The organism is Streptomyces sp. NPDC007929 (assembly GCF_042959065.1).
GTDB lineage: Bacteria > Actinomycetota > Actinomycetes > Streptomycetales > Streptomycetaceae > Streptomyces.
Map to the genome: position 1 here is coordinate 254,047 of NZ_JBIBKD010000011.1, position 23,587 is coordinate 277,633.

Consider the following 23,587-nt stretch of genomic DNA (forward strand, 5'->3'; position numbering starts at 1 on the left):
CCCGCCGACCGGGTCCGTCGGACGGCCGGCCCGTCTAGAGGTCGGGCCCGTCCCCGGGCAGCTCCTGGTACGAGTAGCGCTGCTCCTGCCAGGGGTCGCCGATGTTGTGGTAGCCCCGCTCCTCCCAGAAGCCGCGCCGGTCGGCGGTCATGTACTCCACACCGCGCACCCACTTGGGGCCCTTCCAGGCGTAGAGGTGGGGAACGATCAGGCGCAGCGGGAAGCCGTGCTCGGCGGTGAGCAGCTCGCCGTCCTTGTGGGTGGCGAAGAGAACCTGCTCGCCGGCGAAGTCGGAGAGCCGGAGGTTGGAGCTGAATCCGTACTCGGCCCACACCATCACATGGGTGACATCGTCCGCGGGCGGGGCGAGGTCGAGGAGCGTGCGGGCGGGGATGCCGCCCCACTCGGCGCCCAGCATGCTGAACTTCGTGACGCAGTGCAGATCGGCCACCACGGTGGTGTGGGGCAGGGCGGTGAACTCCTCGTGGGTCCAGCAGTGCTTGCCGCCGTCGGCGGTGGCGCCGAAGACCCGGAACTCCCAGCGCTCGGGCCGGAACTTGGGGACGGGGCCGTAGTGCGTGACCGGCCAGCCGCGTTGCAACCGCTGTCCCGGGGGCAGGTCGGGCTGCGTCGCTCCTGCTGGATCGCGCCCTTCTCCCGATTCGTGTTCCAGCGGCTGACCCATGACTCCATCCTGACAGACCCCGGGTGATGCCCCTGACCGGACCCACTTCGAAAACGGGCAAAGTCGACTAAGCATGCCCTTACTTACTAAGTGGAGACTTACTGGACGATCTTCTCCGCCAGTGGAATCATGCGGCGCAACCTGCCAGTTCCCCCGCGCGGAAGGAGCCTCTGCGATGCAGGGCGACCCCGAGGTCCTCGAATTCCTCAACGAGCAGTTGACCGGCGAGCTGACGGCGATCAACCAGTACTGGCTGCACTACCGGATCCAGGACAACAAGGGCTGGACCAAGCTCGCCAAGTACACGCGTGAAGAGTCCATCGATGAGATGAAGCACGCGGACAAGATCACCGAGCGCATCCTCATGCTGGACGGCCTGCCGAACTACCAGCGACTTTTCCATGTACGGGTCGGCCAGACGGTCACCGAGATGTTCCAGGCGGACCGGCAGGTCGAGGTCGAGGCGATCGACCGGCTCAAGCGCGGTATCGAGGTGATGCGCACCAAGGGCGACATCACGTCCGCGAACCTCTTCGAGTCGATCCTGGAGGACGAGGAGCACCACATCGACTATCTGGACACACAGCTGGAGCTGATCGAAAAGCTCGGCGAGGCGCTGTACATCGCGCAGCAGATCGAGCAGCCGAGCTAGCTGCGGTCAGGCGGCGTCCTCGAGGTCCGAGAGCACCGGCCGGCCCTGGTCGGCCAGGTCACGGCGCGGGCAGGCTCCCCTGCCCAGGATCGCCTGGATACGGCGTACGCAGGACCCGCAGTCCGTGCCCGCCTTGCAGGCGGAGGCTATCTGGCGGGGGGTGCAGGCGCCGCCGTCCGCGTGCTGCTTGACCTGCTGCTCGGTGATCCCGAAGCAACTGCAGACGTACACGCGGTTCACCTCCCGACGGGTCGTTCTCGGATGCGCCGTCCCCGTTGATCGGTGAGGCTAACCTAACCTTACCCGCCGGGTCCGGAGCACAAAAGTGGTGAGGGGCGCGGATCGTGTGATCCGCGCCCCAGTCCATGCTCCGGTAACAGGCGGACCCGTTACTGGTCCCTGTACATCTCGGCCACGAGGAACGCCAGGTCGAGCGACTGGCTGCGGTTGAGCCGCGGGTCGCAGGCCGTCTCGTAGCGCTGGTGCAGATCGTCGACGAAGATCTCGTCGCCGCCGCCCACGCACTCGGTGACGTCGTCGCCGGTGAGCTCCACGTGGATGCCGCCCGGGTGGGTGCCGAGGGCCTTGTGGACCTCGAAGAAGCCCTTGACCTCGTCGAGCACGTCGTCGAAGCGGCGGGTCTTGTGCCCGGAGGCCGCCTCGTAGGTGTTGCCGTGCATCGGGTCGGTGATCCAGGCGACGGTGGCGCCGGAGGCGGTGACCTTCTCGACCAGCTCCGGGAGCTTGTCGCGGACCTTGTCGGCGCCCATGCGGACGATGAAGGTCAGCCGGCCCGGCTCGCGGTCCGGGTCGAGGCGGTCGATGTACTGGAGCGCGTCCTCGGCCGTCGTCGTCGGACCCAGCTTGATGCCGATCGGGTTGCGGATCTTCGAGGCGAACTCGATGTGCGCGTGGTCCAGCTGCCGGGTGCGCTCACCGATCCACACCATGTGCCCGGAGACGTCGTACAGCTGCCCGGTGCGCGAGTCGACCCTGGTCAGCGCGGACTCGTAGTCGAGCAGCAGCGCCTCGTGCGAGGCGTAGAACTCGACCGTCTTGAACTCCTCCGGGTCGGTCCCGCAGGCGTGCATGAAGTTCAGCGCGTTGTCGATCTCGCGTGCCAGCTGCTCGTAGCGCTGGCCCGACGGGGATGACTTCACGAAGTCCTGGTTCCAGGCGTGCACCTGGCGCAGATCGGCGTAACCGCCGGTGGTGAAGGCGCGCACCAGGTTCAGCGTGGAGGCGGACGCGTGGTACATCCGCTTCAGCCGCTCGGGGTCGGGGACGCGCGCGGCCTCGGTGAAGTCGAAGCCGTTGACGGAGTCGCCGCGGTACGTCGGCAGCGTCACGCCGTCGCGGGTCTCGGTCGGCTTGGAGCGCGGCTTGGAGTACTGGCCGGCGATCCGGCCGACCTTCACGACCGGCACGGACGCGGCGTACGTGAGCACGGCGCCCATCTGGAGCAGCGTCTTCAGCTTGTTGCGGATGTGGTCGGCGGACACCGCGTCGAAGGCCTCGGCGCAGTCGCCGCCCTGGAGGAGGAACGCCTCTCCCTTGGCGACGGACGCCATCCGGGCGCGCAGCTGGTCGCACTCGCCCGCGAAGACGAGCGGCGGATACGACTCCAGCTCCGCAACGACTGCGCGCAGAGCCTCGGTGTCGGGGTACTCGGGCTGCTGCGCCGCGGGCAGGTCTCGCCAGGTGTTGCCAGCACTCGCGCTGGTCTTAGCGTTCACGGTCACGACCTCAACATTACGGGGTCGTGTCGGGCGTCCAGACCCATGCCCAGCAATTGAGACACGCCGTACGCTCCGCGGACGTGGGGTAGGGTGCGTCGCATGTTCGCGCATTCGACCCAGACCTGGTGGTGGACCGCTCATCCGGCGGCCCGCTGACTGCGCGTACTCAAGACTTCGCGAAGGCCGCCCGAGGGGCGGCCTTCGGCGTTTCCCGGGGTCCGTTCCTCTCTCACCGAGATGGAGTACGGACCCATGAACCTGCTCGGCTTGCTGGACGACCCCCGCCCGTTCGCCCTGCTGCGCCGCCGCACCCCGGGCCACGACCAGGATCTGGTCGAGGTCCTGATCGGCCCGGTCGCCGCGCACGAGCGTCTCGCCGACCTGCCCGAGCGGAGCCTCGCTCTGGTGCCCTTCCGGCAGATCCGCGAGCGCGGCTTCGACGTCCGCGACGACGGCACCCCCCTGCTGGCCCTCACCCCCGAGGAGTCGTACGGCGTGCCGCTGGCCGACGCCCTGGCGCAGCTCCCGGCGCACGAGGTGCGCGTCGAGGGCGGTGGTTTCGACGTGGCCGACGAGGAGTACGGCGAGATCGTCGAGCGCGTGCTGCGCGAGGAGATCGGGCGGGGCGAGGGCGCGAACTTCGTGATCCGGCGGACATACGAGGGTGAGATCCCCGGGTTCGGGCGGGCCGACGCGCTGGCGCTGTTCCGGCGGCTGCTGGAGGGTGAGCGGGGGGCGTACTGGACGTTCGTGGTGCACACCGGGGACCGCACCCTGGTCGGGGCCAGCCCCGAGGTGCATGTGCGGATGTCCGGCGGCACGGTCGTCATGAACCCGATCAGCGGCACCTACCGCTACCCCGCCGAGGGGCCCACCCCCGAGCACCTGCTGGGTTTCCTCGCCGACGGCAAGGAGATCGAGGAGCTGTCGATGGTCGTCGACGAGGAGCTCAAGATGATGTGCACCGTCGGTGACATGGGCGGGGTCGTGATCGGGCCCCGGCTGAAGGAGATGGCGCACCTCGCGCACACCGAGTACGAGCTGCGCGGGAAGTCCTCGCTGGACGTGCGGGACGTGCTGAGGGAGACGATGTTCGCGGCGACCGTGACCGGCTCGCCGGTGCAGAACGCCTGCCGGGTGATCGAGCGGCACGAGAGCGGCGGGCGCGGGTACTACGCCGGTGCGCTGGCCCTGATCGGCCGGGACACGGGCGGGTCCCAGACCCTCGACTCCCCCATCCTGATCCGTACCGCCGACATCGACGCGGCCGGGCACCTGCGGGTGCCGGTCGGCGCGACCCTCGTGCGCGGCTCGGACCCGGCGGGCGAGGTGGCCGAGACGCACGCCAAGGCGGCGGGTGTGCTGGCGGCGCTGGGCGTACGTCCGTCGAGGCCACGCGAGGAGTCCGTGCGGCCCCGGCTGGCCGACGACCCCCGGGTGCGGGCCGCGCTCGACGGACGCCGGGCGTCGCTGGCGCCCTTCTGGCTGCGGATGCAGGAGCAGTCCGAGCGGGTCCCCGGACACGCCCTGGTCGTCGACGCCGAGGACACCTTCACGGCGATGCTCGCGCATGTGCTGCGCTCGGGCGGCCTGGAGGTGTCCGTGCGGCGCTACGACGAGGACGGGCTGCGGGAGGCGGTGCTCACGCACCAGGGACCCGTCGTGCTCGGCCCGGGGCCCGGGGACCCGGCCGATCTCACCGATCCGAAGATGCGGTTCCTGCGCTCGCTGACCGCCGAGGTGATCCGCGGCACCGGCCACGGCGTGCTCGGCGTCTGCCTCGGGCACGAGCTGATCGCGGCCGAGCTGGGGCTGGACATCGTGCGCAAGGACGTGCCGTACCAGGGCGCGCAGACGGAGATCGACCTGTTCGGGCGGCCGGAGACGGTCGGCTTCTACAACAGCTTCGTGGCGCGCTGCGACGACGACGAGGCGCGGGAGCTGGCCGCGCACGGTGTCGAGGTCAGCAGGGCCGCGGACGGGGAGGTGCATGCCGTGCGGGGGCCGGGGTTCGCCGGGGTGCAGTTCCACCCGGAGTCGGTCCTGACGCTGAACGGCACGGCCGTGGTGCGGGAGTTGATGGGCCGGTTGCGCAACACGACCGTGTAGCCGTCCGGGGGCCGCCGCCCCCGGACACCCGCGTCCCGGTCAGCCGAAGAACACCCCGACCTCGTCGTACAGCGCCGGGTCCACCGTCTTCAGCCGGGCCGTGGCGTCCGCGATGGGCACGCGGACGATGTCCGTGCCGCGCAGGGCGACCATCCGGCCGAAGTCGCGGTCACGGACGCAGTCGATGGCGTGCAGTCCGAAGCGGGTGGCGAGCCAGCGGTCGAACGCGCTCGGAGTGCCGCCCCGCTGGACGTGCCCGAGGACGGTGGTGCGGGCCTCGTTGCCCGTGCGCTTCTCGATCTCCTTGGCGAGCCACTCGCCGACCCCGGACAGCCGGACGTGCCCGAAGGAGTCCAGCGACTGGTCCTTGAGGACCATGTCGCCGTCCTTCGGCACGGCCCCCTCGGCGACGACGACGATCGGCGCGTACGACGCCCGGAAGCGGGAGGTCACCCAGGCGCACACCTGCTCGACGTCGAAGGGCTGCTCGGGGATGAGGATGACGTTGGCGCCGCCGGCCAGGCCCGAGTGCAGGGCGATCCAGCCGGCGTGCCGGCCCATCACCTCGACGACCAGGACCCGCATATGGGACTCGGCGGTGGTGTGCAAGCGGTCGATGGCCTCGGTCGCGATGCCGACGGCGGTGTCGAAGCCGAAGGTGTAGTCGGTGGCGGACAGGTCGTTGTCGATCGTCTTGGGTACGCCCACACAGGGCACGCCGTGCTCGTCGGACAGCCGGGCGGCCACGCCCAGGGTGTCCTCGCCGCCGATGGCGATGAGCGCCTCGACCTCGAGAGCGGCGAGGGTCTCCTTGATCCGGCGGATGCCGTTCTCCACTTTCAGCGGGTTGGTCCGGGAGGAGCCGAGGATCGTGCCGCCGCGGGGCAGGATGCCGCGCACGGCCGGGATGTCGAGCCGGACGGTGGCGCCTTCCAGGGGGCCTCGCCAGCCGTCCCGGAAGCCGGTGAAGTCATAGCCGTACTCCTGCACGCCCTTGCGGACGATGGCCCGGATGACGGCGTTGAGGCCGGGGCAGTCGCCGCCTCCGGTCAGTACTCCGACGCGCATGGAACAGTCCCTTCGCCGCAGGTGCCTGACGAGGAGTCAGTGTGACGTGCGCCTCACTCGTCGTCGAGGCCACGCTCTATCGCGTACCTGACGAGCTCCACGCGGTTGTGCAGCTGGAGCTTGCCGAGGGTGTTCTGGACGTGGTTCTGCACCGTGCGGTGGGAGATGACCAGACGCTCGGCGATCTGCTTGTAGCTCAGGCCCTTGGCGACCAGGCGCAGCACCTCGGTCTCGCGGTCGGTGAGCCGGGGCGCCTTCGGTTCGCCGGTGTCGGGGGCCGGGGCGGGTTCGGAGGCCAGACGGCGGTACTCGCCGAGGACCAGTCCGGCGAGGCCGGGGGTGAAGACCGGGTCGCCGACGGCCGTACGGCGGACCGCGTCCTGGAGTTCCCCGGTGGAGGCGGACTTGAGCAGGTAGCCGGTCGCGCCGGACTTCACGGCCTCCAGGACGTCGGCGTGCTCACCGGAGGCGGACAGCACGAGGACGCGCAGGGCGGGGTTCGCCGCGACGACCTCCTTGCAGACCTGGACGCCGGGCTTGGCGGGCAGGTTCAGGTCGAGCACGAGGACGTCGGGCGCGGCGGCCTTGGCGCGGCGTACGGCCTGGTCGCCGTCGCCGGCGGTGGCGACGACCTCGAAGCCCGACTCGGCGAGGTCGCGGGCGACCGCGTCGCGCCACATGGGGTGGTCGTCCACGACCATGACCTTGATCGGGTCCTGCCGGTCCGCACTCGTCTCCGTCATCGCTGCTCCGCCTTCCCCCGGGTTTCCGTCACGTCCTTCGGTACCTTCAGTTCGACCTCGGTGCCCTGGCCGGGCACCGAGATCAGTTCCGCGCTGCCGCCCAGGTCGCGCAGCCGGCCGCGGATCGACAGGGCGACACCGAGCCGGCCCTCGCCCTCGGCCTGGAGGAGCCGCCCCTCCGGGATGCCGGGCCCGTCGTCCCGGACGGTGACGATCACCTCGTCCGGCTCGTCCTCGACCAGGATCCACGCGCGGGCGTCCTCACCGGCGTGCCGACGGACGTTGTCCAGGGCCGCGCCGACGGCGGCGGCCACTTCCCGGGCGGCGGCCGGGGCCAGCGGCACGGGCGCGCCGGGCTCGGCGAGACTGACCCGGGCCCCCGCGTACGGCGCGAGGAGGGCGCGCAGGTCGACGGGGCCGCCCGGCTCCGGCTCCTCCTCCACGGCTCGGACGAGGGCGCCCTCGGCGGCGTCCTCCGAGACCCGCGACACCGGGACGAGCCCGCCGGAGACCAGGGTGCGCAGCGCGACCTCCTGCTCGCCGGCCATCCGGCCCAGCTCGGCCGCCTCTCCGCCGATCACGGCGCCGCGGCGCTGCACCATCGCCAGCACCTGGAGCACGCTGTCGTGGATGTCCCGGGCCAGGCGCTCGCGCTCGCGCGTGGCGGCCTCGATCTCCAGGGCGCGGGCGAGGGTGCGCTCGGAGGCGCGGGCGACCTCGACGACGTAGCCGATGGCGATGGAGGCGATGCAGACCAGGATGACGTTGTGGACGGTGTCGCGGGCCGGGGTGCCGCGCTCGACCAGGTTGGCGACGGCCACCAGAGAAGAGGCGAGGGCCGCCCAGCGCCAGCCGCCCTTGATGGCGAAGGCCAGGACGGAACCGGCGGTCCATATCGACGGCAGGGTCGGGCCGCCCGCCTGGACCCGCTCGTGCGCGTCGGCGACGGTCGTGAGCAGGATGCCGGTGACGGCGATGGTGAGGTCGGCGGCGAGGAACCGCTTGGTGCAGCGGGCGGCGCTCGCGACCCGGGGCAGGGTGGCCAGGGTCCAGCCGCACAGCACGGCGTAGTAGGCGACGGCGACCCAGGGGCGGACGAACTCGTCGTAGGCGGTGGCGAACAGGCCGACCGCGTACAGCATCGTGAGCACCCGGTAGGCGGTGAGCGCACGCCACAGCGGCTGCTCGACCGACATCCTCATGACACGCTCGCGCTTGGCCATCTCCCCCTGCCCCCCGGCGAAGCCCCGGTTAGGGCTCGGACCGCCGCTGCTCCGTCTGCTGCGCCTTGCACGCTTCCTGCTGGGCCTTTTCCTTCTCGGCCTGTTCCTTCTCCGCGCGTGCGAGAGCGGCCTTGGCTGCCTTCTCGGCTTCCTTCTCCGCCTTCGCCGCTTCCGAGAGCTGCCGCTTCATGGCCGTCGCGTACATGTCGACGTACTCCTGGCCGGAGAGCTTCATGATCTCGTACATGACCTCGTCGGTCACCGCGCGCAGCACGAACCGGTCGTGCTCCATGCCCTGGTAGCGGCTGAAGTCCAGGGGCTTGCCGATGCGGATGCCGGGGCGCATCAGCTTCGGCATGACCTTCCCGGGCGGCTGGATCTTCTCCGTGTCGATCATGGCGACGGGCAGGACGGGGGCGCCGGTGGCGAGCGCCACGCGCGCGAGGCCGCCCGGCTTGCCCCGGTAGAGCCGCCCGTCGGGCGAGCGCGTGCCCTCCGGGTAGATCCCGAACAGCTCACCGCGCTCCAGCACGTCTATGCCGCTCTTGATGGCGGCCTCACCCGCGCCGCGCGCACCGGAGCGGTCCACGGGGAGCTGCCCGACCCCCTTGAAGAAGGCGGCCGTCATCCGGCCCTTCACACCGGGCGTCGTGAAGTACTCGGCCTTGGCGATGAAGGTGACCTTGCGGTCGAGGACGGCGGGCAGGAAGAAGGAGTCGGAGAACGACAGGTGATTGCTCGCCAGGATCGCTGCGCCCTCGGCGGGTACGTTCTCCAGGCCCTCCACCCAGGGCCTGAAGGCGAGCTTCAGCGGACCCCCGATGGTGACCTTCATCGCGCCGTACAACAACCGAGTGCCTCCTGTGTGTGTCGATGAGACCTTAACCCGGAGCACTGTCAAAGGCGCCGACGGCCCTGGTCGGTGTCAGTGCGGTCGCGTACGGTGAAGGTCCCGCGCACGCCGCGCGCACCCCTTCCATGACGTTCCGTGACATTCCGTGATCGTGTCAGTCCCTTCTCACGACCAGGAGGCCGAAGGTGCCGGTCCTTGCCGGAGCCGAGCCGTTCCACCACGAGGGCGGAGAGGTCGCCGTCCTCCTCTGCCACGGCTTCACCGGATCACCGCAGTCGCTGCGCCCCTGGGCGGAGCACCTCGCCGAGCACGGCATGACCGTCTCCCTGCCGCTGCTGCCCGGGCACGGCACGCGCTGGGAGGACCTGCGGATCACGGGCTGGCAGGACTGGTACGCGGAGGTGGACCGGGCGCTGCGCCTGCTGTGCGAGCGCCGTGAGACGGTCTTCGTCGCGGGCCTGTCCATGGGCGGCGCGCTGGCCCTGCGGCTCGCCGCGAAGCACGGCGACGCCGTCCGCGGTGTCATGGTCGTCAACCCCGCGAACAAGGTGCACGGCCTGGCCGCCCACGCCCTCCCGGTGGTGCGCCACCTGGTCCCCGCGACGAAGGGCATCGCCAGCGACATCGCCAAGCCGGGCGGGCAGGAGCTCGGCTACGACCGGGTGCCGCTGCACGCGGCACACTCGCTGCGGCAGTTCTTCCAGGCCACCGACCGCGAGCTGCCGCAGGTCACTCAGCCGGTGCTGCTGATGCGCAGCCCGCAGGACCATGTGGTGCCGCCGGTGGACTCCGCCCGGATCCTCAGCCGCATCTCGTCGACGGACGTGAAAGAGGTCATCCTGGAACAGAGCTACCACGTCGCCACGTTGGACCATGACGCGGACCGGATCCACGAGGAGAGCCTCGCGTTCATCGGCCGCATCGCGTCCGGCCTCGGCGAGGAGCCCGGGCTCGGCAAGGAAGGGACGACCGCAGGTGGCTGAGCACGACTCCGACCGCGAGGGGCGGGAGCCGGAAGAGAAGGGTGTCCCCTTCGACGAGGACGCGGCCTGGGCGGCGATCGTCGCCGGGTACGGCGAGGAGCCGCCGGACCCGCCGGGCGCCAAGCCGTTCAAGTCGATCGAGGACCTGGCCCTGCCGGCCACCGGGCCCAACGACGCCGGGTTCGACGGCGACCGGGGCGATACGGCCGTGAAGTCCGGGGACGCCGTCAAGCCGGCCGAGCCGCAGGAGGCCGAGGGGCCCGGGGACGCGCCCGTGAAGCCCCTGGGCGGGTCGGTGTCCTTCGCGCCGGGCGTCGGCCCCCGCGACTACACCACGCCCGAGCCCGCCGAGGACGACTTCGACGAGGACGACGAAGGCCACTTCGTGCCCCCGGAGCCGCCCCCGCTGCCCACCGCCGACCCGACCGCCAAGTTCGCCTGGCTCGGCGTGCTCGGCGGTCCGGTGCTGCTCCTGCTGGCGGTGCTGCTCGGCTGGGACATGACCTGGTGGCTGACGACGCTGGGGATCGGCGGCTTCCTCGGCGGCTTCGCGACGCTGGTGATGCGGATGCGGACGGACGACGAGGAGGACGACGACCCCGGGCGGGGTGCGGTCGTCTAGGAAGCCGGGATTCTGAGGGCGGCCAGGACCGGGAGGTGGTCCGTGGCCGCCCTCAGGTCCGTTTCGGACACGCCCGGCTGCCCGGTCGGCACGCCGCAGCCCAGCACCTCGATGCCGGCGGTCGCGAAGATCGCGTCGATGCGCTGGTAGGGGTCGGTGGGGGTCCAGGTGTGCTCGCCGCCCCAGGGGGCCGCGGCCCGGCAGTCGGTCAGTCGGCCCGCCAGCCTGCGGAAGGCCGGGCCCTCGGGGCGTTCGTTGAGGTCGCCGCCGGCGATCGCGTGCTCCACGCCCAGGGCGGCGAGCCGGTCCAGGAGCATGCCGGACTGCTCGTAGCGCTCGTCCTTCTGGAGGGACAGGTGGCAGCTGAGCACGCCGAGACGGGCGCCGGCGAAGCGGAGGACGGCGGTGGCGAAGCCGCGGCGGTGCAGGCCGGGGGTGGGGGGCAGGAGGATGTCCTCCGTGCGTTCCACGCCGGCGCGCAGTGAGCTGAGGATGGCCGGGCCCGTGGTGGTGGCTCCGCCGGTGACGATCACCAGGTCGGAGGCGAGGGCCAGACGGGCGAGTTTCTTGCGCCAGCGGAAGAAGCGGGGGGCTTCCTGGATGAGGACGAGGTCGGGTGCGCAGGCCTTGATGACGCGGGCCAGGGCGTCGGTGTCGTCGCGCATGCTGCGGATGTTGTAGCTGAGGACCCTGATGACTACGGAACCGTCGGGTTCTGTACGCGAGTTGGGGAGCAGCGACATGTGATCAATTTACGCCCGAAGGGGCGGGGCGCGGGGTTGTGCGCGAGTGCCGGTCGTTCGTGGCTTGTCGCGCCCACGCGGCAGAGCCGCACAGGGATACCGCCCCGCGCCCCTCGGGGCATGAACCTCAGGGGGTTTACATGACCGGGTCGGGTTCCCTCGCCAGGTCCGCTGCTCCTACCAGGCCCGCCTTGTTGCCCAGTTCCGCCGCGCGGACCTCGGCCACCGGGCGCCAGTTGCCGCCGACCAGCCAGCGCTTGTAGGACTTGCGGATCGGGCCCAGGACCAGTTCGCCCTCGTCGGAGAGGCCGCCGCCGACGATGAACGCGGACGGGTCGAAGAGGGAGGCCAGGTCGGCCAGGCCCGCGCCGACCCAGCGGGCCAGTTCGCGGTAGGAGTCGACGGCCACCCGGTCGCCCTGGCGGGCGGCCATGGAGATGTGCTTGCCCTCGATGCCCTCGGGTGTGCCGTTGCCGAGGCCGAGCAGGGTCTCGGCGTTCTCGGGGGTGGCGTTGGCGCGCTGCTTGGCGTAGCGCACGAGCGCGCGGCCGGAGGCGTACTGCTCCCAGCAGCCCTGGGAACCGCAGCCGCACAGCAGGCCGTCCGGCACCATCCGGATGTGGCCGAACTCGGCGGCCACGCCGAAGTGCCCGCGGCGCAGCTTGTTGCCGATGATGATGCCGCCGCCGAGGCCGGTGCCCAGCGTGATGCAGATGACGTTGCGATGGCCCTTGCCCGCGCCGAACTTGTACTCGCCCCACGCCGCGGCGTTCGCGTCGTTCTCCACGACCACCGGGAGGCCCACGCGGGCCTCGACCTTCTCCTTGAGCGGCTCGTTGCGCCAGTGGATGTTGGGCGCGAAGTAGACCTCGGAGCGCTGCCGGTTCACATAGCCGGCGGCACCGATGCCCACGCCGACGATGTCGTGCCCGACACGTGCTCCGTCCACCGCCGAGGCGATGGCGTCCACGATGCCCTCGGCCGTGCCCGGGGTCGGCACCTTGTGGGTCGAGAGGATGTTGCCTTCCTCATCGACCACGCCGGCCGCGATCTTCGTGCCGCCGATGTCGACGCCGATGGTGAGTCCCATGAATCCCTCAGTTTCGGTCGAGCCCCGCTACGGCCAACGGTACCCGAGCCCTGCCCCCGGGTTCGCTGACGTCCGCACGCTGGGCACCCCCGGAAGGCCCGCCGGGGGTCCCGCTCGGCCCTGCCGGAGGGCTCAGTCCAGGTCGATCCGCTGCCCGGGGCCGGTGCCGTCGCCGTCGTCCCGGCGTTCGTCCTGGTCACGGGGGCCGCCCTGGTCGTCGCGGCCGGTCCAGCGCCGCTCCTGGGCCTGTACGGCGGAGCGGTAGGCCGCGAGCAGTTCGTTCCCGGCCGCCGCCAGGTGGTCGAAGACGTCCGGGTTGCGTTCGATGACGGGTTCGACGGCGTCCTTGGCCTGCTGGACGACCTGCCGTACGACCTGCTGGGCGGCGGGTCCGGCGACCGCGCCGAGCAGCGGGGACTGCACGCCGGACAGCTTCTCGGCGACGGCGTCGACGAGCTTCTTCAGTTCCTCGGCGGCGGAGCCCGGGGGTGTGCCGTGTTCGGCGCGGCGGCGGGCTTTCTCCGCCTGGAGGTCCTCGGCGCACGCGGTCGCCCAGGCGTCGGCGTCGTTCGCCCGTACCTCGTCCGCGGCCTCTGCGCGGGCGGCGTCGGACGGGGGGAGCTCTTCGCTCATGACGGACTCCTGACTACGGTTCGTCCCTACGACGTTACCCGAACGGGCGTACCGGGTTCACGGGCCGGGACGGGCTGTGTCCGGGCCGCTGCGCGCCGCTGTCTCACCGGTCCCGCGGCCACAGCCGCGGGTCGGGCGCGAAGCGGATCCGCAGCTCGCCGTCGCGCAGGGCGGCGCCGTCGACGGTGCAGCGGCGCAGCACGGAGGGTAGTGGGACGACCCGGCGGAAGCGCCCGGCCGTGACGACGAGTTCGTCGCCGCGCCGGACGAGGTCGAGTTCGTCGCGTATGGCGCCGGGCAGCGGGATGTGCCAGACGAGCACGCCGTCCTCGCCGAGCCGGTCGGTCACCGGCCAGTCGGCGGCGGGGGCCCGCTCGGTGACGCCGGGCACGGCGAGGGCGGTGAGGTCGTCGGCGCCGCGCGGGTCGTGTCCGAGGTGGGCGACGGTGCGCACGTCGTACGACTCGCGCCACTCCTCCAGGGTCTTGCGTTGCTGGGCGACCGGGCCTGCGAGCCAGGTGTCCGGGGTGGCCTCGGGCAGGACGCGGTTGGCGACCACGACGTCGGTGGCGAGACCGCGCAGGGCGAGGCCGAGGCCGGTGGTGCGCAGCGCGTCGGCACCGGCGGGGCCGGGCTCGGCGACCAGTCGTACGACGGTGCCGCGGTCGGCGACGACCGCCTCCACGGCGGCCAGTTCGAGGTCCCAGCGGGCCGCCGTCTCGTAGAGCCACTCGGCGGGCATGGGGACGCCGGCGAGGCGGCCCAGGACGGGGCGCAGGGCGCGGGCGGCCTGCCGTTCGGGCGGCAGGAGGCGGCGCAGGTAGCGGCGGAGTTCCTCGGGCAGGGCGAGGAGGGCGAGGGCCTGCGGGGCCGGGGGGAGGTCGACGACGAGGGTGTCGTACTGCCCGGACAGCGCGGCGTCCCGCAGGGCGCGCAGCAGGGCGAGTTCCTCGGCGCCGGGCAGGGGGGTGAGTTCCTCGGCGTCGAGGCGGGCGGCGCCGAGCAGGTCCAGGGCGGAGGAGGCGCGGTCCTGGAGGGCGACGAGGTCCCGGCGGAAGTCCTGGGCGGCGTCGGGACGCCAGGCGGTGAGGTGCGGGGCGGCCCGGACCGGGTCGGGGCCGGTCGTGACCCCGAGGGCGGCACCGAGGCTGTCCGTGCGGTCGGTGCCGAGGACGAGGGTGCGGTCACCCTCGGCCGCCGCGGCCAGGGCGGTCGCGGCCGCGAGGGTGGTACGACCGCTGCCGCCGGGGCCGGTGATCAGGAGGGTGCGCATGGGGTTGAACGTACCCCGGGGCGGGCCAAGGGCGCGGGGCTGTGCTGAACATGCGGCTCCGCCGCGCGGGCGCGACGAGCCACGACGAGCCCGCACCCGGCACCGGACGCGGGCCCCTGCGGCGCGGCTCCTACTGGCCCGATTCGACCCTCTTCTTCAGCCCCGCCAGCGCCCGGTCGATGATGACCTTCTCCGCCTTGCGCTTGATCATGCCGAGCATCGGGATCTTGACGTCCACGGTCAGCAGGTACGTGACCTCCGTACCGCCCGCACCGGACGGCTTGAGGATGTAGGAGCCGTCGAGGGACCGGAGCATCTGGGACTTCACCAGCGTCCAGGACACCTCGTTCTCGCCGGTCCAGGTGTAGCCGAGGACCTGGTCGTCCTTGATGGCGCCCGCGTCCATGACGAGGCGGACCTGCTCGGCGCGGCCCTGGGCGTCGGTCTTGAGGACCTCGGCCTCCTTCACCTCGCCGGTCCAGTCGGGGTAGCGGGCGAAGTCGGAGATGACCGCCATGACGTCGGCCGGGGCCGCCTCGATGGTGATGCTCGAGCTGGTGTGTTCCGCCATCGCCGTGGCTCCTCCAGATGCGGGCCGGTATGAGGTCGTGCGCAGGTGCGTGCAGCGTGAAGGCTACCGCGCACGGGACCCGCGGATCTCACCCGACCTGGGGCGTCCTCACCACTGAAGCGCCCAGGGCGTCCCGGTCGACGCGAAGTGCCCCACGTTCACGCACTCGGTCGCCCCGATCCGCATCCTCTTCACCAGCGGCTGGTGGACGTGCCCGAAGAGGGAGTAGCGGGGCCGGGTGCGGCGGATGGCGTCCAGCAGGGCGCGGCTGCCGCGCTCGAAGCGGCGGGCGACGGTGTCGTAGACCAGCTCGGGGACCTCGGGCGGGATGTGTGTGCAGAGCACGTCGACCTCGCCGACGGCCTCGATCTTCGCCGCGTACTCCTCGTCGCTGATCTCGTACGGCGTCCGCATCGGGGTGCGCAGGCCGCCTCCGACGAAGCCGAAGACCCGGCCGCCGAGCTCGACGCGCTCGCCGTCGAGGACGGTCGTGCCGGGGCCGGCGTACTCCCGCCACAGGGGCGGCATGTCGACGTTGCCGTAGGTGGCGTACGTCGGAGTGGGGAACGCGGCGAACAACTCGGCGTACTGCTTGCGCACCGCTTCCTCGATCACCGTGGCGCGGTTCTCCTGGAGGCCGGCCCACAGCGAGGCCCCGAGGACGCGGGCCTCCTCGAAGCGGCGCTCGGTGCGCAGCGCGACGATCCGGTCGGCGTTCTCGACGCCGAACAGGTCGGGGAAGATGCCACGGGAGTGGTCGGCGTAGTCGAGGAACAGCACGAGGTCGCCCAGGCACACCAGGGCGTCCGCGCCGTCCCCGGCCCTGGCCAGGTCGCGGGCGTTGCCGTGCACGTCGCTGACCACGTGGACGCGCGTCCGGTGATTGCGGGCTGGTGTGGGTGCCATGACGATCAAGCGTAAGCGTGTGCGGCAGACGTGAACAGTGGCGGCCGGACCTGCGGTTACTGGCCAGTCAGTTAGTCCGTGGACTACTGTGCGCGAAGGAATACCCAACTGTGTGACGCAGCGAACATCTCGACGGGACCCCCTGTCGGAGAAGCCATACCGACGGGTAACGTCCGGGCAGTCCAGTCGTGCTCTGCATTTCAACAAGTGAATGCCCGAGCACCTCCCCGAGCCTTGGACCGCACCGTCGCAGCACACACCGTCGTGGCGCCGGCGCCCTATGAGGAGCAGCAGTCTTGCGCGAGTTCAGCCTTCCGGCTTTGTACGAGGTCCCTGCGGACGGAAATCTGACCGACATCGTCCGCAGAAACGCCGCGCAGCACCCGGACGTCGCCGTCATCGCCCGCAAGGTCGGCGGCAGCTGGCAGGACGTCACGGCCACCGCGTTCCTCGCCGAGGTGCACGCCGCCGCGAAGGGGCTGATCGCCGCCGGGGTGCAGCCGGGCGACCGGGTGGGGCTGATGTCCCGCACCCGGTACGAGTGGACGCTGCTGGACTTCGCGATCTGGAGCGCGGGCGCGGTGACCGTGCCGGTGTACGAGACCAGTTCGCCGGAGCAGGTGCGGTGGATCCTCGGCGACTCGGGCGCGACCGCCTGCGTCGTGGAGTCGGACGCCCACTCCGCCGCGATCGAGTCGGTGCGCGACGGGCTGCCGGCGCTCAAGCACGTGTGGCAGATCGACGGCGGCGGTGTCGAGGAGCTGGGCCGGCTCGGCCAGGACGTCACCGACCAGACGGTCGAGGAGCGCGGCTCCTTCGCCAAGGCCGACGACCCGGCGACCATCGTCTACACCTCGGGCACCACCGGCCGCCCCAAGGGCTGTGTGCTCACCCACCGCAGCTTCTTCGCCGAGTGCGGCAACATCGTCGAGCGGCTGCGTCCGCTGTTCCGCACCGGCGAGTGCTCGGTGCTGCTCTTCCTGCCGCTCGCGCACGTCTTCGGCCGGCTGGTGCAGATCGCGCCCATGATGGCGCCGATCAAGCTGGGCACGGTCCCGGACATCAAGGACCTCACCGACGAGCTGGCCGCGTTCCGCCCGACGCTGATCCTCGGCGTGCCGCGCGTCTTCGAGAAGGTCTACAACTCGGCGCGCGCCAAGGCGCAGGCCGACGGCAAGGGCAAGATCTTCGACAAGGCCGCCGACACCGCGATCGCGTACAGCAAGGCGCTGGACACCCCCTCGGGCCCGTCGTTCGGCCTGAAGATCAAGCACAAGACCTTCGACAAGCTCGTCTACAGCAAGCTCCGCGCGGTCCTCGGCGGCCGGGGCGAGTACGCCATCTCCGGCGGCGCCCCGCTCGGCGAGCGCCTCGGTCACTTCTTCCGCGGCATCGGCTTCACGGTCCTGGAGGGCTACGGCCTGACCGAGTCCTGCGCGGCCACCGCGTTCAACCCCTGGGACCGGCAGAAGATCGGCACGGTCGGCCAGCCGCTGCCCGGCTCGGTGGTGCGGATCGCCGACGACGGCGAGGTGCTGCTGCACGGCGAGCACCTGTTCAAGGAGTACTGGAACAACCCCGGCGCGTCCGCTGAGGCGCTGGCCGACGGCTGGTTCCACACCGGTGACATCGGCACCCTCGACGAGGACGGCTACCTCAGGATCACCGGCCGCAAGAAGGAGATCATCGTCACCGCGGGCGGCAAGAACGTCGCCCCGGCCGTGATCGAGGACCGCATCCGGGCGCACGCGCTGGTCGCGGAGTGCATGGTGGTGGGCGACGGGCGGCCGTTCGTGGGCGCGCTGGTCACCATCGACGAGGAGTTCCTGGGCCGTTGGTGCGCCGACCACGGCAAGCCGGCGGGTTCCACCGCGGCGTCGCTGAGCGAGGACCCGGACCTGCTGGCCGCGATCCAGGCGGCGATCGACGACGGCAACGCCGCGGTGTCGAAGGCGGAATCGGTGCGGAAGTTCCGCATTCTGTCCTCCCAGTTCTCGGAGGAGTCGGGCCACCTGACGCCCTCGCTGAAGCTGAAGCGGAACGTGGTGGCGAAGGACTACGCGCACGAGGTCGAGGCGATCTACGCCAAGTGACCCACGGCCCGCAGGGTTATGGCGCGGTGTCCTCGGCGAGGACCCGCGCCATCGTGCGTTCGGCGAGCGCGGTGATGGTGACGAAGGGGTTCACCCCGAGCGACCCGGGCACGAGCGAGCCGTCGGTGACGTACAACCGGGGATAGCCCCTGACCCTGCCGTAGTCGTCCGTCGCCCGGCCCAGCACACAGCCGCCGAGCGGGTGGTAGGTGAAGTCGTCGGCGAAGACCTTGCTCCTCGAACCGAACAGGTCGTAGCGGTAGATCGTGGCGTTGGCCGCGTTGATCCGGTCGAAGAGCTTCTTGGCCATGGCGACCGAGACCGCCGAGTGGGCCGCCGTCCAGCCCAGCCGCAACCGGCCCGAGGCGGTGTCGTAGGAGAAGGACGCCCGTTCGGGGTTCCTGGTGATCGCCAGGTAGAGGCTCACCCAGTGCTCCAGGCCCATCGGCAGCGGGGCGATCTCGGCGAACACCGGGTTGGCGGTGTTCGCCCAGTCGTCGATGCCCATGACCGGCATGGTCGACTGGTTCGCCCCGACCGTGTCCCACAGGTGGTTGGCCCGGCCCAGCATCACATTGCCGTTGGTGCCCCAGCCGGCGCCGACACGGGCGTCGAGGCGGGGCAGGGTGCCCGTCTCCCGGGCGCGCAGCAGCAGTTCGGTGGTGCCGAGGCTGCCGCCGCCGAGGAAGAGGTACGTGCAGCCGTACTCCTTGGTCTGGACGACCCGGCCGGTCTCGTCGATGCGGTCGGCCGTCAGGACCCAGGTCCCGTCCGGCGCGCGGCTGACGGCGCGCACCTTCTCCAGGGTGTGGATCGTGACGTTGCCGGTGCCGAGCGCGGTGGCGAGGTAGGTCTTGTCGAGGCTGCGCTTGCCGTGGTTGTTGCCGTAGATGACCTCGCCGCCGAGCGCCGACTTCACAGCGGTGCCGTCCGCCTCGCGCCGCATGTGGCCGAAGTCGTAGACGCTCGGCACGAAGGTGGTCCGCAGGCCCGTCCTCTCGGCGTGCTTGCGGGAGACCCGGGTGAAGCGGTACCACTCCGTCGACTCGAACCAGGCGGGGTCGACGGTGTTCACGCCGAGGGCGGCGCGGGCGCGCGGGAAGTACGTGCCGTACATCTCGTCGGCGTCGACGGTGGGGAACTGCTCGGCGAAGTACGACCGGGGCGGGGTGACCGCCATGCTCCCGTTGACCAGGGAGCCGCCGCCGACGCCGCGGCCGACGTACACGGACATCTGGTCGAAGTGCACGCGGTCCAGGACGCCGGGGTAGGGGTCGATGTCGCGGTTGACCACGTCCAGCCACAGGAAGCTGGACAGGGGGGCCTCGGTGCGGGTGCGGAACCACATGGAGCGGCGGTCGGGGGCGCTGGTGGTGCAGAAGACCTTTCCGTCGGGGCCGGTGGTGTTCCAGAGGCGGCCCATCTCCAGGACGATCGTGCGGATGCCGGCCTGGCCGAGCCGGAGGGCGGCGACCGCGCCGCCGTAGCCGGAGCCGACGACGATGGCCGGGGCGGTGTCGACCGCGTCCGGCTGGGCGGCCCTGGCGCTTTGGAGGCCGACGCGGGTGAAGCCGAGGGTGGCGGCCGTCTGGAGAGCCGCCATGCCGAGGATTTGACGTCTTGTCAGATGACGATGCGTCAGGTTGGATGTCATGGGCGCAGCATCGGCGGAATTTGCGGTTCCGCCTAGTGGGGTGCGCCTAGATCCTTGACGGCGGGTGCAGGTGGTCCGTGGTCGTTCGCGCCCTCGCGGCGGAGCCGCACATCGATACAGCCCCGCGCCCCTGAGGGGCGACCGCACTACAGCAAGTTCTTGAGGTGCTCCGCCAGCAGGTCCCAGCGCCACTTCTCCTCGACCCACTCCCGGCCCCGCTCCCCCATCCTGCGGCGGAGCTCGGGGTCGCCGAGGAGCGTGGTGATGCGGTCGGCGGTCTCCTGGGGGGAACCGCCTCTCACCACCCAGCCGGTCTCGCCGTCGAGGACCGCGTCCGGGGCGCCGCCGGAGTCGCCGGCGACGACCGGCAGGCCCGTCGCGGAGGCCTCCAGGTAGACGATGCCGAGACCCTCGACATCGAGGCCGCCGCGGCGGGTGCGGCAGGGCATCGCGAAGACGTCGCCCGCGCCGTAGTGGGCGGGCAGCTCCGACCAGGGCACGGCGCCGGTGAAGCGGACGGAGGCGGCGACGCCCGTCTCGTGCGCGAGCCGCCGCAGGTCCTTCTCGTAGGGGCCGCCGCCGACGATCAGCAGGACGGTGTCCGGCTCGGTGGCGAGGATGCGGGGCAGGGCCCGGATCAGGGTGTCCTGCCCCTTGCGCCGCACCAGCCGGGAGACGCAGACCACCACGGGGCGGTCCGTGAGGCGGAGCCGGGCCCGGACCTCGTCGCCGCCCGAGCCGGGGTGGAAGGTCTTCTCGTCGACGCCGGGCGGCAGCTGCGCCATCCGGGCGGCCGCCGCGGGCGTCAGGGCGGGGGCGATGCGCGAGCGGGTGTACTCGCCGAGGTAGGTGATCGTGTCCGTGGCGTCGCCGATCCGGCGCAGCAGCTGCCGGGCGGCGGGCAGCTGGGCCCAGCCGGCCTCGTGGCCGTGCGTGGTGGCGACCAGCCGCTCGGCGCCCGCGCGGCGCAGCGCCGGGGCCATCAGGCCGAGCGGGGCCGCCGCCCCGAACCACACCGAGGCGCAGCCGTGCTCCCGCAGCAGACCGACGGCCCGCCGGGTGGCACCCGGCGTCGGCAGCAGCATGGTCGTGCGGTCGCGTACGACGGTGAAGGGCTGCTCGGCGTCGAAGGCGCGGGTCGCCTCGACGCCCTCCCGGGTCCGCTTCCACGTGGAGGCGTAGACGACCAGCTGCTGCGGGTCCAGCCGCAGCGCCATGTTGTGCAGGAAGGCCTGGATGCCGCCGGGCCGGGGCGGGAAGTCGTTCGTCACGATCAGGGTCTTGCGCACGCCGCCGACCCTACCGAACCGCCCTCGCCGCCCTGGGCGGCAGCGCGTATGGCACGCTCACAGCTGACGGGCCCATCATGGCCCCCTCGACACGGCAGGCGAACGGGCAGGGATCACGACGTGAAGACGACGGGCACGAGGCGGCTCCGAGCATGGCTGCTGCCGGTGGTCTGGTCTCTCACGAGGCTGGTGCTGCTGCTGTTCGTGCTGAAGGTGTACGTCTTCCCGGGCCCGGACGTGACGAGCGACGTGCGGGTGATCTACCAGGGCTGGTTCGACGTCCTGAGCACCGGAACGTTCCCGCTGCACGACGTCACCTGGCAGTACCCGCCCGCCGCCGCGCTGGCGATCCTCTCCCCCGGCCTGCTGCCGTTCCTGGACTACGCGACCGCGTTCTACGTCCTGGTCTGCGTCACCGATTTGGCCGTGCTGGCCCTGATGACCTACGCGGGCCGCCGCCCTGGCCGGTCGCTGCGCGGCGCCTGGGTGTGGGTGATCGGCGTCCCGCTGCTCGGCCCGACGGTGTACGCCCGCTACGACGTGATGGTCACGGCCGTGGCGATGGCCGCACTGCTCGCGGGCGCCCGGCACCCGAGGGCGATGGGGGCCCTGGCCGCCTTCGGAGCGCTGCTGAAGGTGTGGCCCGCGATGCTGCTCCTCGCCGCCCGCAGGCCCGGCGCCTGGGTGTCGGCCCTGGTGACCGGCGCCGTGGTGACGGGGGTGTTCGCGCTGGCCATGCCGGGCGCGTTCGCGTTCCTGACCTTCCAGCGCGACCGGGGCACCGAGGTGGAGTCGCTGGGCGCGCTGGTCTTCCACGTCGCCCGGCACTTCGGCTGGCAGGGCGAGGTGCGGCTGAACTACGGCTCGATCGAGTTCCTCGGGCCGTATGTGAGCGAGGTGAGCACCGGCGCGCTGTTCCTGACCGGGGCGGCCTTCGGCTGGCTGGTGCTGTGGCGGCTGCTGGCCCGGCGGTTCGAGGAGCACACGCTGGCCGACGCGGCCTTCGTCGCCGTGCTGATGTTCACCACCACCAGCCGGGTGATCAGCCCGCAGTACCTGGTGTGGCTGGTCGGGCTCGCGGCGGTGTGCCTGTACTTCCCGGGCAGCCGGATGCGCCTGCCGGTGGCGCTGGTGCTGGTGGCGTGCTTCGTGACGGTGCTGGAGTTCCCGTACTACTTCGCCAACGTGGTGGCCAGTGACGGTCTCGGCCTCACCCTGCTGTTCCTGCGCAACGGCCTGCTGGTGGCCGCCGCGCTGATCGCGGCCCGCGCCCTGTGGAAGGCGACGGTGCCGGGCGCCCTCCCGGCTCCCGTGCCCGCTCAGCCCGTCCGCACCGACGGGACCACCGTCTCCTCCTGAGCCGGGTCCCACCGGAACAGCAGCCCCGCCGCCGCGCACTGCGCGCCCGCCGCGAGCGCCACCGCGAGACACACCCCCGGCAGCCCGAGCCCCGTGAGGGCGTACGCGAGTCCCAGCTGGAGCGCCGTCCCGAGCACGGTCACCCGCAGCAGTACCGAGGCCCGCCCGGCGCCCTCGAAGACCCCGCCGAGCGCGATGAGACAGCCCAGCAGTACCAGGTACGGCCCGACGCAACGCAGGAACAGCACGCCCTCGCCCGCGACCCGGGGCCCGGCGCCGAAGGCGGCCATGATCCAGGGGGCCGTGACGGCCAGGAGCACGGCCGCGGCCAGCCCGAGGGCGCCGGAGAGCATCACGGCCTGCCGTCCGATCGCCCGCCGGGCGTCCCGGCCCGCGCCCCGCGTGTGCGCGGTGTGGATGGAGGCGGCCTGCCGGACGGCGTAGAAGGCCATGGTCGCCACGTACATCACCTTGTAGGCGATCGCGTACGCCGCCACCGCCGTCACCCCGAGCCGGGCCACGATCGCGACCAGGACCAGGGCGCCGGTCTGCCGCACGGTGAAGTCGGCGGACATCGGCAGGCCGGTCCGCAGCGTCCGCCGCAGCGAGACGTGCAGGCGCTCGCCCGGTGCGGCCCGGCGGGCCGTGCGCAGCGCGGTGCCGCGCCGCAGCGCGACGAGTCCGGCCCCGAGCGCCGCACACCGGGCCAGCACCGTCGCGGCGGCGGCGCCCCGGACGCCGAGGAGGTGGATGAAGAGCGGGTCGAGCACCAGGATCAGACCGTTGGCCAGCAGGGCCAGGCGCATCGGGGTGCGGGTGTCGCCGGTGCCCTTGAGGATGCCGTCGACGAGCTGCTGGGCGAAGAAGACGGCGAGGCCGGGCATGGAGAGCGTGAAGTAGGCGACGGCGAGCGGGAGGGCGGCGCCGTCGGCCCCGCCCAGCACCAACCGGGCCAGCGGTTCGCGCCCCAGCAGGCCGCAGACCACCACCACCGGTGTGACCAGCGCCCACAGCGCCCATCCGCCCCGCACCGCGGCCCGTACGGCGGCGGGGTCGCGGGCGCCCCGGGCATGGGCGACCAGCACGGTGGTGCCGGAGCCGAAGACCAGGGCGATGCCGAGCAGCACGTTCTCCGTGGTGGTCGCCACGGCGACGGCGGCCACGGCCGGTCCGCCCAGCCGGGCGACCCAGACGGTGTTGATGATCCCGGCGGCGACGGAGGCCAGGAGCGAGAAGTAGACGGGCCGGGCGAGCAGCACGAGCTGGGCGCGGTGCGCGTTCACGGTGAGGGTCCCCCTG

23 protein-coding genes are annotated in these 23,587 nt (G+C 71.9%); 7 read left to right on the forward strand and 16 right to left on the reverse strand.

What is annotated here, in order from left to right:
• Nucleotides 1-34 precede the first annotated feature (34 nt).
• Nucleotides 35-685, reverse strand: a complete 651-nt coding sequence (locus tag ACFZDE_RS32630; RefSeq protein WP_030848127.1) for a sulfite oxidase-like oxidoreductase — start codon at nucleotides 683-685, stop codon at nucleotides 35-37.
• A 175-nt stretch (nucleotides 686-860) separates the two neighbouring features.
• On the opposite strand from ACFZDE_RS32630, the gene bfr reads away from it, so the two are divergent.
• Nucleotides 861-1,337 carry a bacterioferritin gene (bfr, locus tag ACFZDE_RS32635; protein ID WP_031107638.1) on the forward strand — a complete coding sequence of 159 codons (477 nt, stop codon included), beginning with the start codon at nucleotides 861-863 and terminating at the stop codon, nucleotides 1,335-1,337.
• A gap of 6 nt (nucleotides 1,338-1,343) precedes the next feature.
• On the opposite strand, the gene ACFZDE_RS32640 is transcribed toward bfr, so the two are convergent.
• The gene (locus tag ACFZDE_RS32640; protein WP_185010252.1) at nucleotides 1,344-1,568 is read right to left on the reverse strand and encodes a bacterioferritin-associated ferredoxin; all 225 of its coding nucleotides are present in this window, start codon (nucleotides 1,566-1,568) and stop codon (nucleotides 1,344-1,346) included.
• A gap of 158 nt (nucleotides 1,569-1,726) precedes the next feature.
• Nucleotides 1,727-3,079 carry a class II 3-deoxy-7-phosphoheptulonate synthase gene (locus ACFZDE_RS32645; protein WP_391002006.1) on the reverse strand — a complete coding sequence of 451 codons (1,353 nt, stop codon included), beginning with the start codon at nucleotides 3,077-3,079 and terminating at the stop codon, nucleotides 1,727-1,729.
• Nucleotides 3,080-3,175: 96 nt separating this feature from the next.
• Between ACFZDE_RS32645 and ACFZDE_RS32650 the strand changes: the two genes are divergently transcribed.
• Both ACFZDE_RS32650 and ACFZDE_RS32655 read left to right on the forward strand, forming a co-directional pair.
• On the forward strand, nucleotides 3,176-3,232 hold the full coding sequence (locus tag ACFZDE_RS32650; RefSeq protein WP_078625594.1) for a trp operon leader peptide: 57 nt from the start codon (nucleotides 3,176-3,178) through the stop codon (nucleotides 3,230-3,232).
• A gap of 96 nt (nucleotides 3,233-3,328) precedes the next feature.
• On the forward strand, nucleotides 3,329-5,185 hold the full coding sequence (locus ACFZDE_RS32655) for a chorismate-binding protein (protein WP_391206112.1): 1,857 nt from the start codon (nucleotides 3,329-3,331) through the stop codon (nucleotides 5,183-5,185).
• 39 nt (nucleotides 5,186-5,224) lie between these two features.
• Here the strand turns inward: ACFZDE_RS32655 and ACFZDE_RS32660 are convergent, their stop codons facing one another.
• The 4 genes from ACFZDE_RS32660 to ACFZDE_RS32675 are packed head-to-tail and all read right to left on the reverse strand — an operon-like array spanning nucleotide 5,225 to nucleotide 9,054.
• On the reverse strand, nucleotides 5,225-6,253 hold the full coding sequence (locus tag ACFZDE_RS32660) for an ATP-dependent 6-phosphofructokinase (RefSeq protein ID WP_391206115.1): 1,029 nt from the start codon (nucleotides 6,251-6,253) through the stop codon (nucleotides 5,225-5,227).
• A 53-nt stretch (nucleotides 6,254-6,306) separates the two neighbouring features.
• Nucleotides 6,307-6,996 (reverse strand): response regulator, encoded by a 690-nt coding sequence (locus ACFZDE_RS32665; RefSeq protein ID WP_391002000.1) that lies wholly within the window; start codon nucleotides 6,994-6,996, stop codon nucleotides 6,307-6,309.
• Nucleotides 6,993-8,219, reverse strand: a complete 1,227-nt coding sequence (gene macS / locus ACFZDE_RS32670; protein ID WP_391206118.1) for a MacS family sensor histidine kinase — start codon at nucleotides 8,217-8,219, stop codon at nucleotides 6,993-6,995. The genes ACFZDE_RS32665 and macS overlap by 4 nt, the downstream gene beginning before the upstream one ends.
• Nucleotides 8,220-8,247: 28 nt before the next feature.
• Nucleotides 8,248-9,054: a 1-acyl-sn-glycerol-3-phosphate acyltransferase gene (locus tag ACFZDE_RS32675; RefSeq protein ID WP_391206192.1), complete on the reverse strand. Its 807-nt coding sequence runs from the start codon at nucleotides 9,052-9,054 to the stop codon at nucleotides 8,248-8,250.
• Nucleotides 9,055-9,257: 203 nt separating this feature from the next.
• On the opposite strand from ACFZDE_RS32675, the gene ACFZDE_RS32680 reads away from it, so the two are divergent.
• A complete protein-coding gene (locus tag ACFZDE_RS32680) occupies nucleotides 9,258-10,055 on the forward strand; it encodes an alpha/beta fold hydrolase (protein WP_391206121.1) in 798 nt (265 codons plus the stop codon).
• Nucleotides 10,048-10,677 carry a hypothetical protein gene (locus tag ACFZDE_RS32685; RefSeq protein ID WP_391001994.1) on the forward strand — a complete coding sequence of 210 codons (630 nt, stop codon included), beginning with the start codon at nucleotides 10,048-10,050 and terminating at the stop codon, nucleotides 10,675-10,677. Before ACFZDE_RS32680 ends, ACFZDE_RS32685 begins: the two co-directional genes overlap by 8 nt.
• Here ACFZDE_RS32685 and ACFZDE_RS32690 read toward each other — a convergent pair.
• The 6 genes from ACFZDE_RS32690 to ACFZDE_RS32715 form a co-directional block, all read right to left on the reverse strand.
• The gene (locus tag ACFZDE_RS32690) at nucleotides 10,674-11,420 is read right to left on the reverse strand and encodes an endonuclease/exonuclease/phosphatase family protein (RefSeq protein ID WP_391206124.1); all 747 of its coding nucleotides are present in this window, start codon (nucleotides 11,418-11,420) and stop codon (nucleotides 10,674-10,676) included. The two genes, ACFZDE_RS32685 and ACFZDE_RS32690, sit on opposite strands and share 4 nt — an antisense overlap.
• Before the next feature lie 136 nt (nucleotides 11,421-11,556).
• On the reverse strand, nucleotides 11,557-12,510 hold the full coding sequence (locus ACFZDE_RS32695) for an ROK family glucokinase (RefSeq protein WP_391001990.1): 954 nt from the start codon (nucleotides 12,508-12,510) through the stop codon (nucleotides 11,557-11,559).
• A 132-nt stretch (nucleotides 12,511-12,642) separates the two neighbouring features.
• Nucleotides 12,643-13,143, reverse strand: coding sequence for a DUF5304 family protein (locus tag ACFZDE_RS32700; protein ID WP_391206126.1), 501 nt, complete (start codon nucleotides 13,141-13,143; stop codon nucleotides 12,643-12,645).
• A gap of 103 nt (nucleotides 13,144-13,246) precedes the next feature.
• On the reverse strand, nucleotides 13,247-14,416 hold the full coding sequence (locus tag ACFZDE_RS32705) for an ArsA-related P-loop ATPase (protein ID WP_391206129.1): 1,170 nt from the start codon (nucleotides 14,414-14,416) through the stop codon (nucleotides 13,247-13,249).
• 130 nt (nucleotides 14,417-14,546) lie between these two features.
• Complete coding sequence (locus ACFZDE_RS32710) at nucleotides 14,547-14,987, reverse strand: SRPBCC family protein (protein WP_391001984.1); 441 nt, start codon at nucleotides 14,985-14,987, stop codon at nucleotides 14,547-14,549.
• 108 nt (nucleotides 14,988-15,095) lie between these two features.
• A complete protein-coding gene (locus ACFZDE_RS32715) occupies nucleotides 15,096-15,893 on the reverse strand; it encodes a metallophosphoesterase (protein WP_391206133.1) in 798 nt (265 codons plus the stop codon).
• 296 nt (nucleotides 15,894-16,189) lie between these two features.
• Between ACFZDE_RS32715 and ACFZDE_RS32720 the strand changes: the two genes are divergently transcribed.
• Nucleotides 16,190-17,986 carry an AMP-binding protein gene (locus ACFZDE_RS32720; RefSeq protein ID WP_391206136.1) on the forward strand — a complete coding sequence of 599 codons (1,797 nt, stop codon included), beginning with the start codon at nucleotides 16,190-16,192 and terminating at the stop codon, nucleotides 17,984-17,986.
• 16 nt (nucleotides 17,987-18,002) lie between these two features.
• On the opposite strand, the gene ACFZDE_RS32725 is transcribed toward ACFZDE_RS32720, so the two are convergent.
• Both ACFZDE_RS32725 and ACFZDE_RS32730 read right to left on the reverse strand, forming a co-directional pair.
• Nucleotides 18,003-19,589: a GMC oxidoreductase gene (locus tag ACFZDE_RS32725; RefSeq protein WP_391206194.1), complete on the reverse strand. Its 1,587-nt coding sequence runs from the start codon at nucleotides 19,587-19,589 to the stop codon at nucleotides 18,003-18,005.
• Nucleotides 19,590-19,786: 197 nt separating this feature from the next.
• Nucleotides 19,787-20,929 (reverse strand): glycosyltransferase, encoded by a 1,143-nt coding sequence (locus tag ACFZDE_RS32730; RefSeq protein ID WP_391206138.1) that lies wholly within the window; start codon nucleotides 20,927-20,929, stop codon nucleotides 19,787-19,789.
• A gap of 120 nt (nucleotides 20,930-21,049) precedes the next feature.
• On the opposite strand from ACFZDE_RS32730, the gene ACFZDE_RS32735 reads away from it, so the two are divergent.
• The gene (locus ACFZDE_RS32735) at nucleotides 21,050-22,288 is read left to right on the forward strand and encodes a glycosyltransferase 87 family protein (protein WP_391206141.1); all 1,239 of its coding nucleotides are present in this window, start codon (nucleotides 21,050-21,052) and stop codon (nucleotides 22,286-22,288) included.
• On the opposite strand, the gene ACFZDE_RS32740 is transcribed toward ACFZDE_RS32735, so the two are convergent.
• Nucleotides 22,249-23,571 carry an MATE family efflux transporter gene (locus tag ACFZDE_RS32740; protein ID WP_391001972.1) on the reverse strand — a complete coding sequence of 441 codons (1,323 nt, stop codon included), beginning with the start codon at nucleotides 23,569-23,571 and terminating at the stop codon, nucleotides 22,249-22,251. The genes ACFZDE_RS32735 and ACFZDE_RS32740 overlap by 40 nt on opposite strands.
• Nucleotides 23,572-23,587: the final 16 nt, after the last annotated feature.

Bases quoted from the DNA above. Each gene is read 5' to 3' on its own strand.
- ACFZDE_RS32630 (WP_030848127.1), bottom strand. From the start codon at position 685: ATGGGTCAGCCGCTGGAACACGAATCGGGAGAAGGGCGCGATCCAGCA.
- bfr (WP_031107638.1), top strand. From the start codon at position 861: ATGCAGGGCGACCCCGAGGTCCTCGAATTCCTCAACGAGCAGTTGACC.
- ACFZDE_RS32655 (WP_391206112.1), top strand. From the start codon at position 3,329: ATGAACCTGCTCGGCTTGCTGGACGACCCCCGCCCGTTCGCCCTGCTG.
- ACFZDE_RS32660 (WP_391206115.1), bottom strand. From the start codon at position 6,253: ATGCGCGTCGGAGTACTGACCGGAGGCGGCGACTGCCCCGGCCTCAAC.
- ACFZDE_RS32665 (WP_391002000.1), bottom strand. From the start codon at position 6,996: ATGACGGAGACGAGTGCGGACCGGCAGGACCCGATCAAGGTCATGGTC.
- macS (WP_391206118.1), bottom strand. From the start codon at position 8,219: ATGGCCAAGCGCGAGCGTGTCATGAGGATGTCGGTCGAGCAGCCGCTG.
- ACFZDE_RS32675 (WP_391206192.1), bottom strand. From the start codon at position 9,054: ATGAAGGTCACCATCGGGGGTCCGCTGAAGCTCGCCTTCAGGCCCTGG.
- ACFZDE_RS32690 (WP_391206124.1), bottom strand. From the start codon at position 11,420: ATGTCGCTGCTCCCCAACTCGCGTACAGAACCCGACGGTTCCGTAGTC.
- ACFZDE_RS32695 (WP_391001990.1), bottom strand. From the start codon at position 12,510: ATGGGACTCACCATCGGCGTCGACATCGGCGGCACGAAGATCGCGGCC.
- ACFZDE_RS32700 (WP_391206126.1), bottom strand. From the start codon at position 13,143: ATGAGCGAAGAGCTCCCCCCGTCCGACGCCGCCCGCGCAGAGGCCGCG.
- ACFZDE_RS32705 (WP_391206129.1), bottom strand. From the start codon at position 14,416: ATGCGCACCCTCCTGATCACCGGCCCCGGCGGCAGCGGTCGTACCACC.
- ACFZDE_RS32710 (WP_391001984.1), bottom strand. From the start codon at position 14,987: ATGGCGGAACACACCAGCTCGAGCATCACCATCGAGGCGGCCCCGGCC.
- ACFZDE_RS32715 (WP_391206133.1), bottom strand. From the start codon at position 15,893: ATGGCACCCACACCAGCCCGCAATCACCGGACGCGCGTCCACGTGGTC.
- ACFZDE_RS32725 (WP_391206194.1), bottom strand. From the start codon at position 19,589: ATGGCGGCTCTCCAGACGGCCGCCACCCTCGGCTTCACCCGCGTCGGC.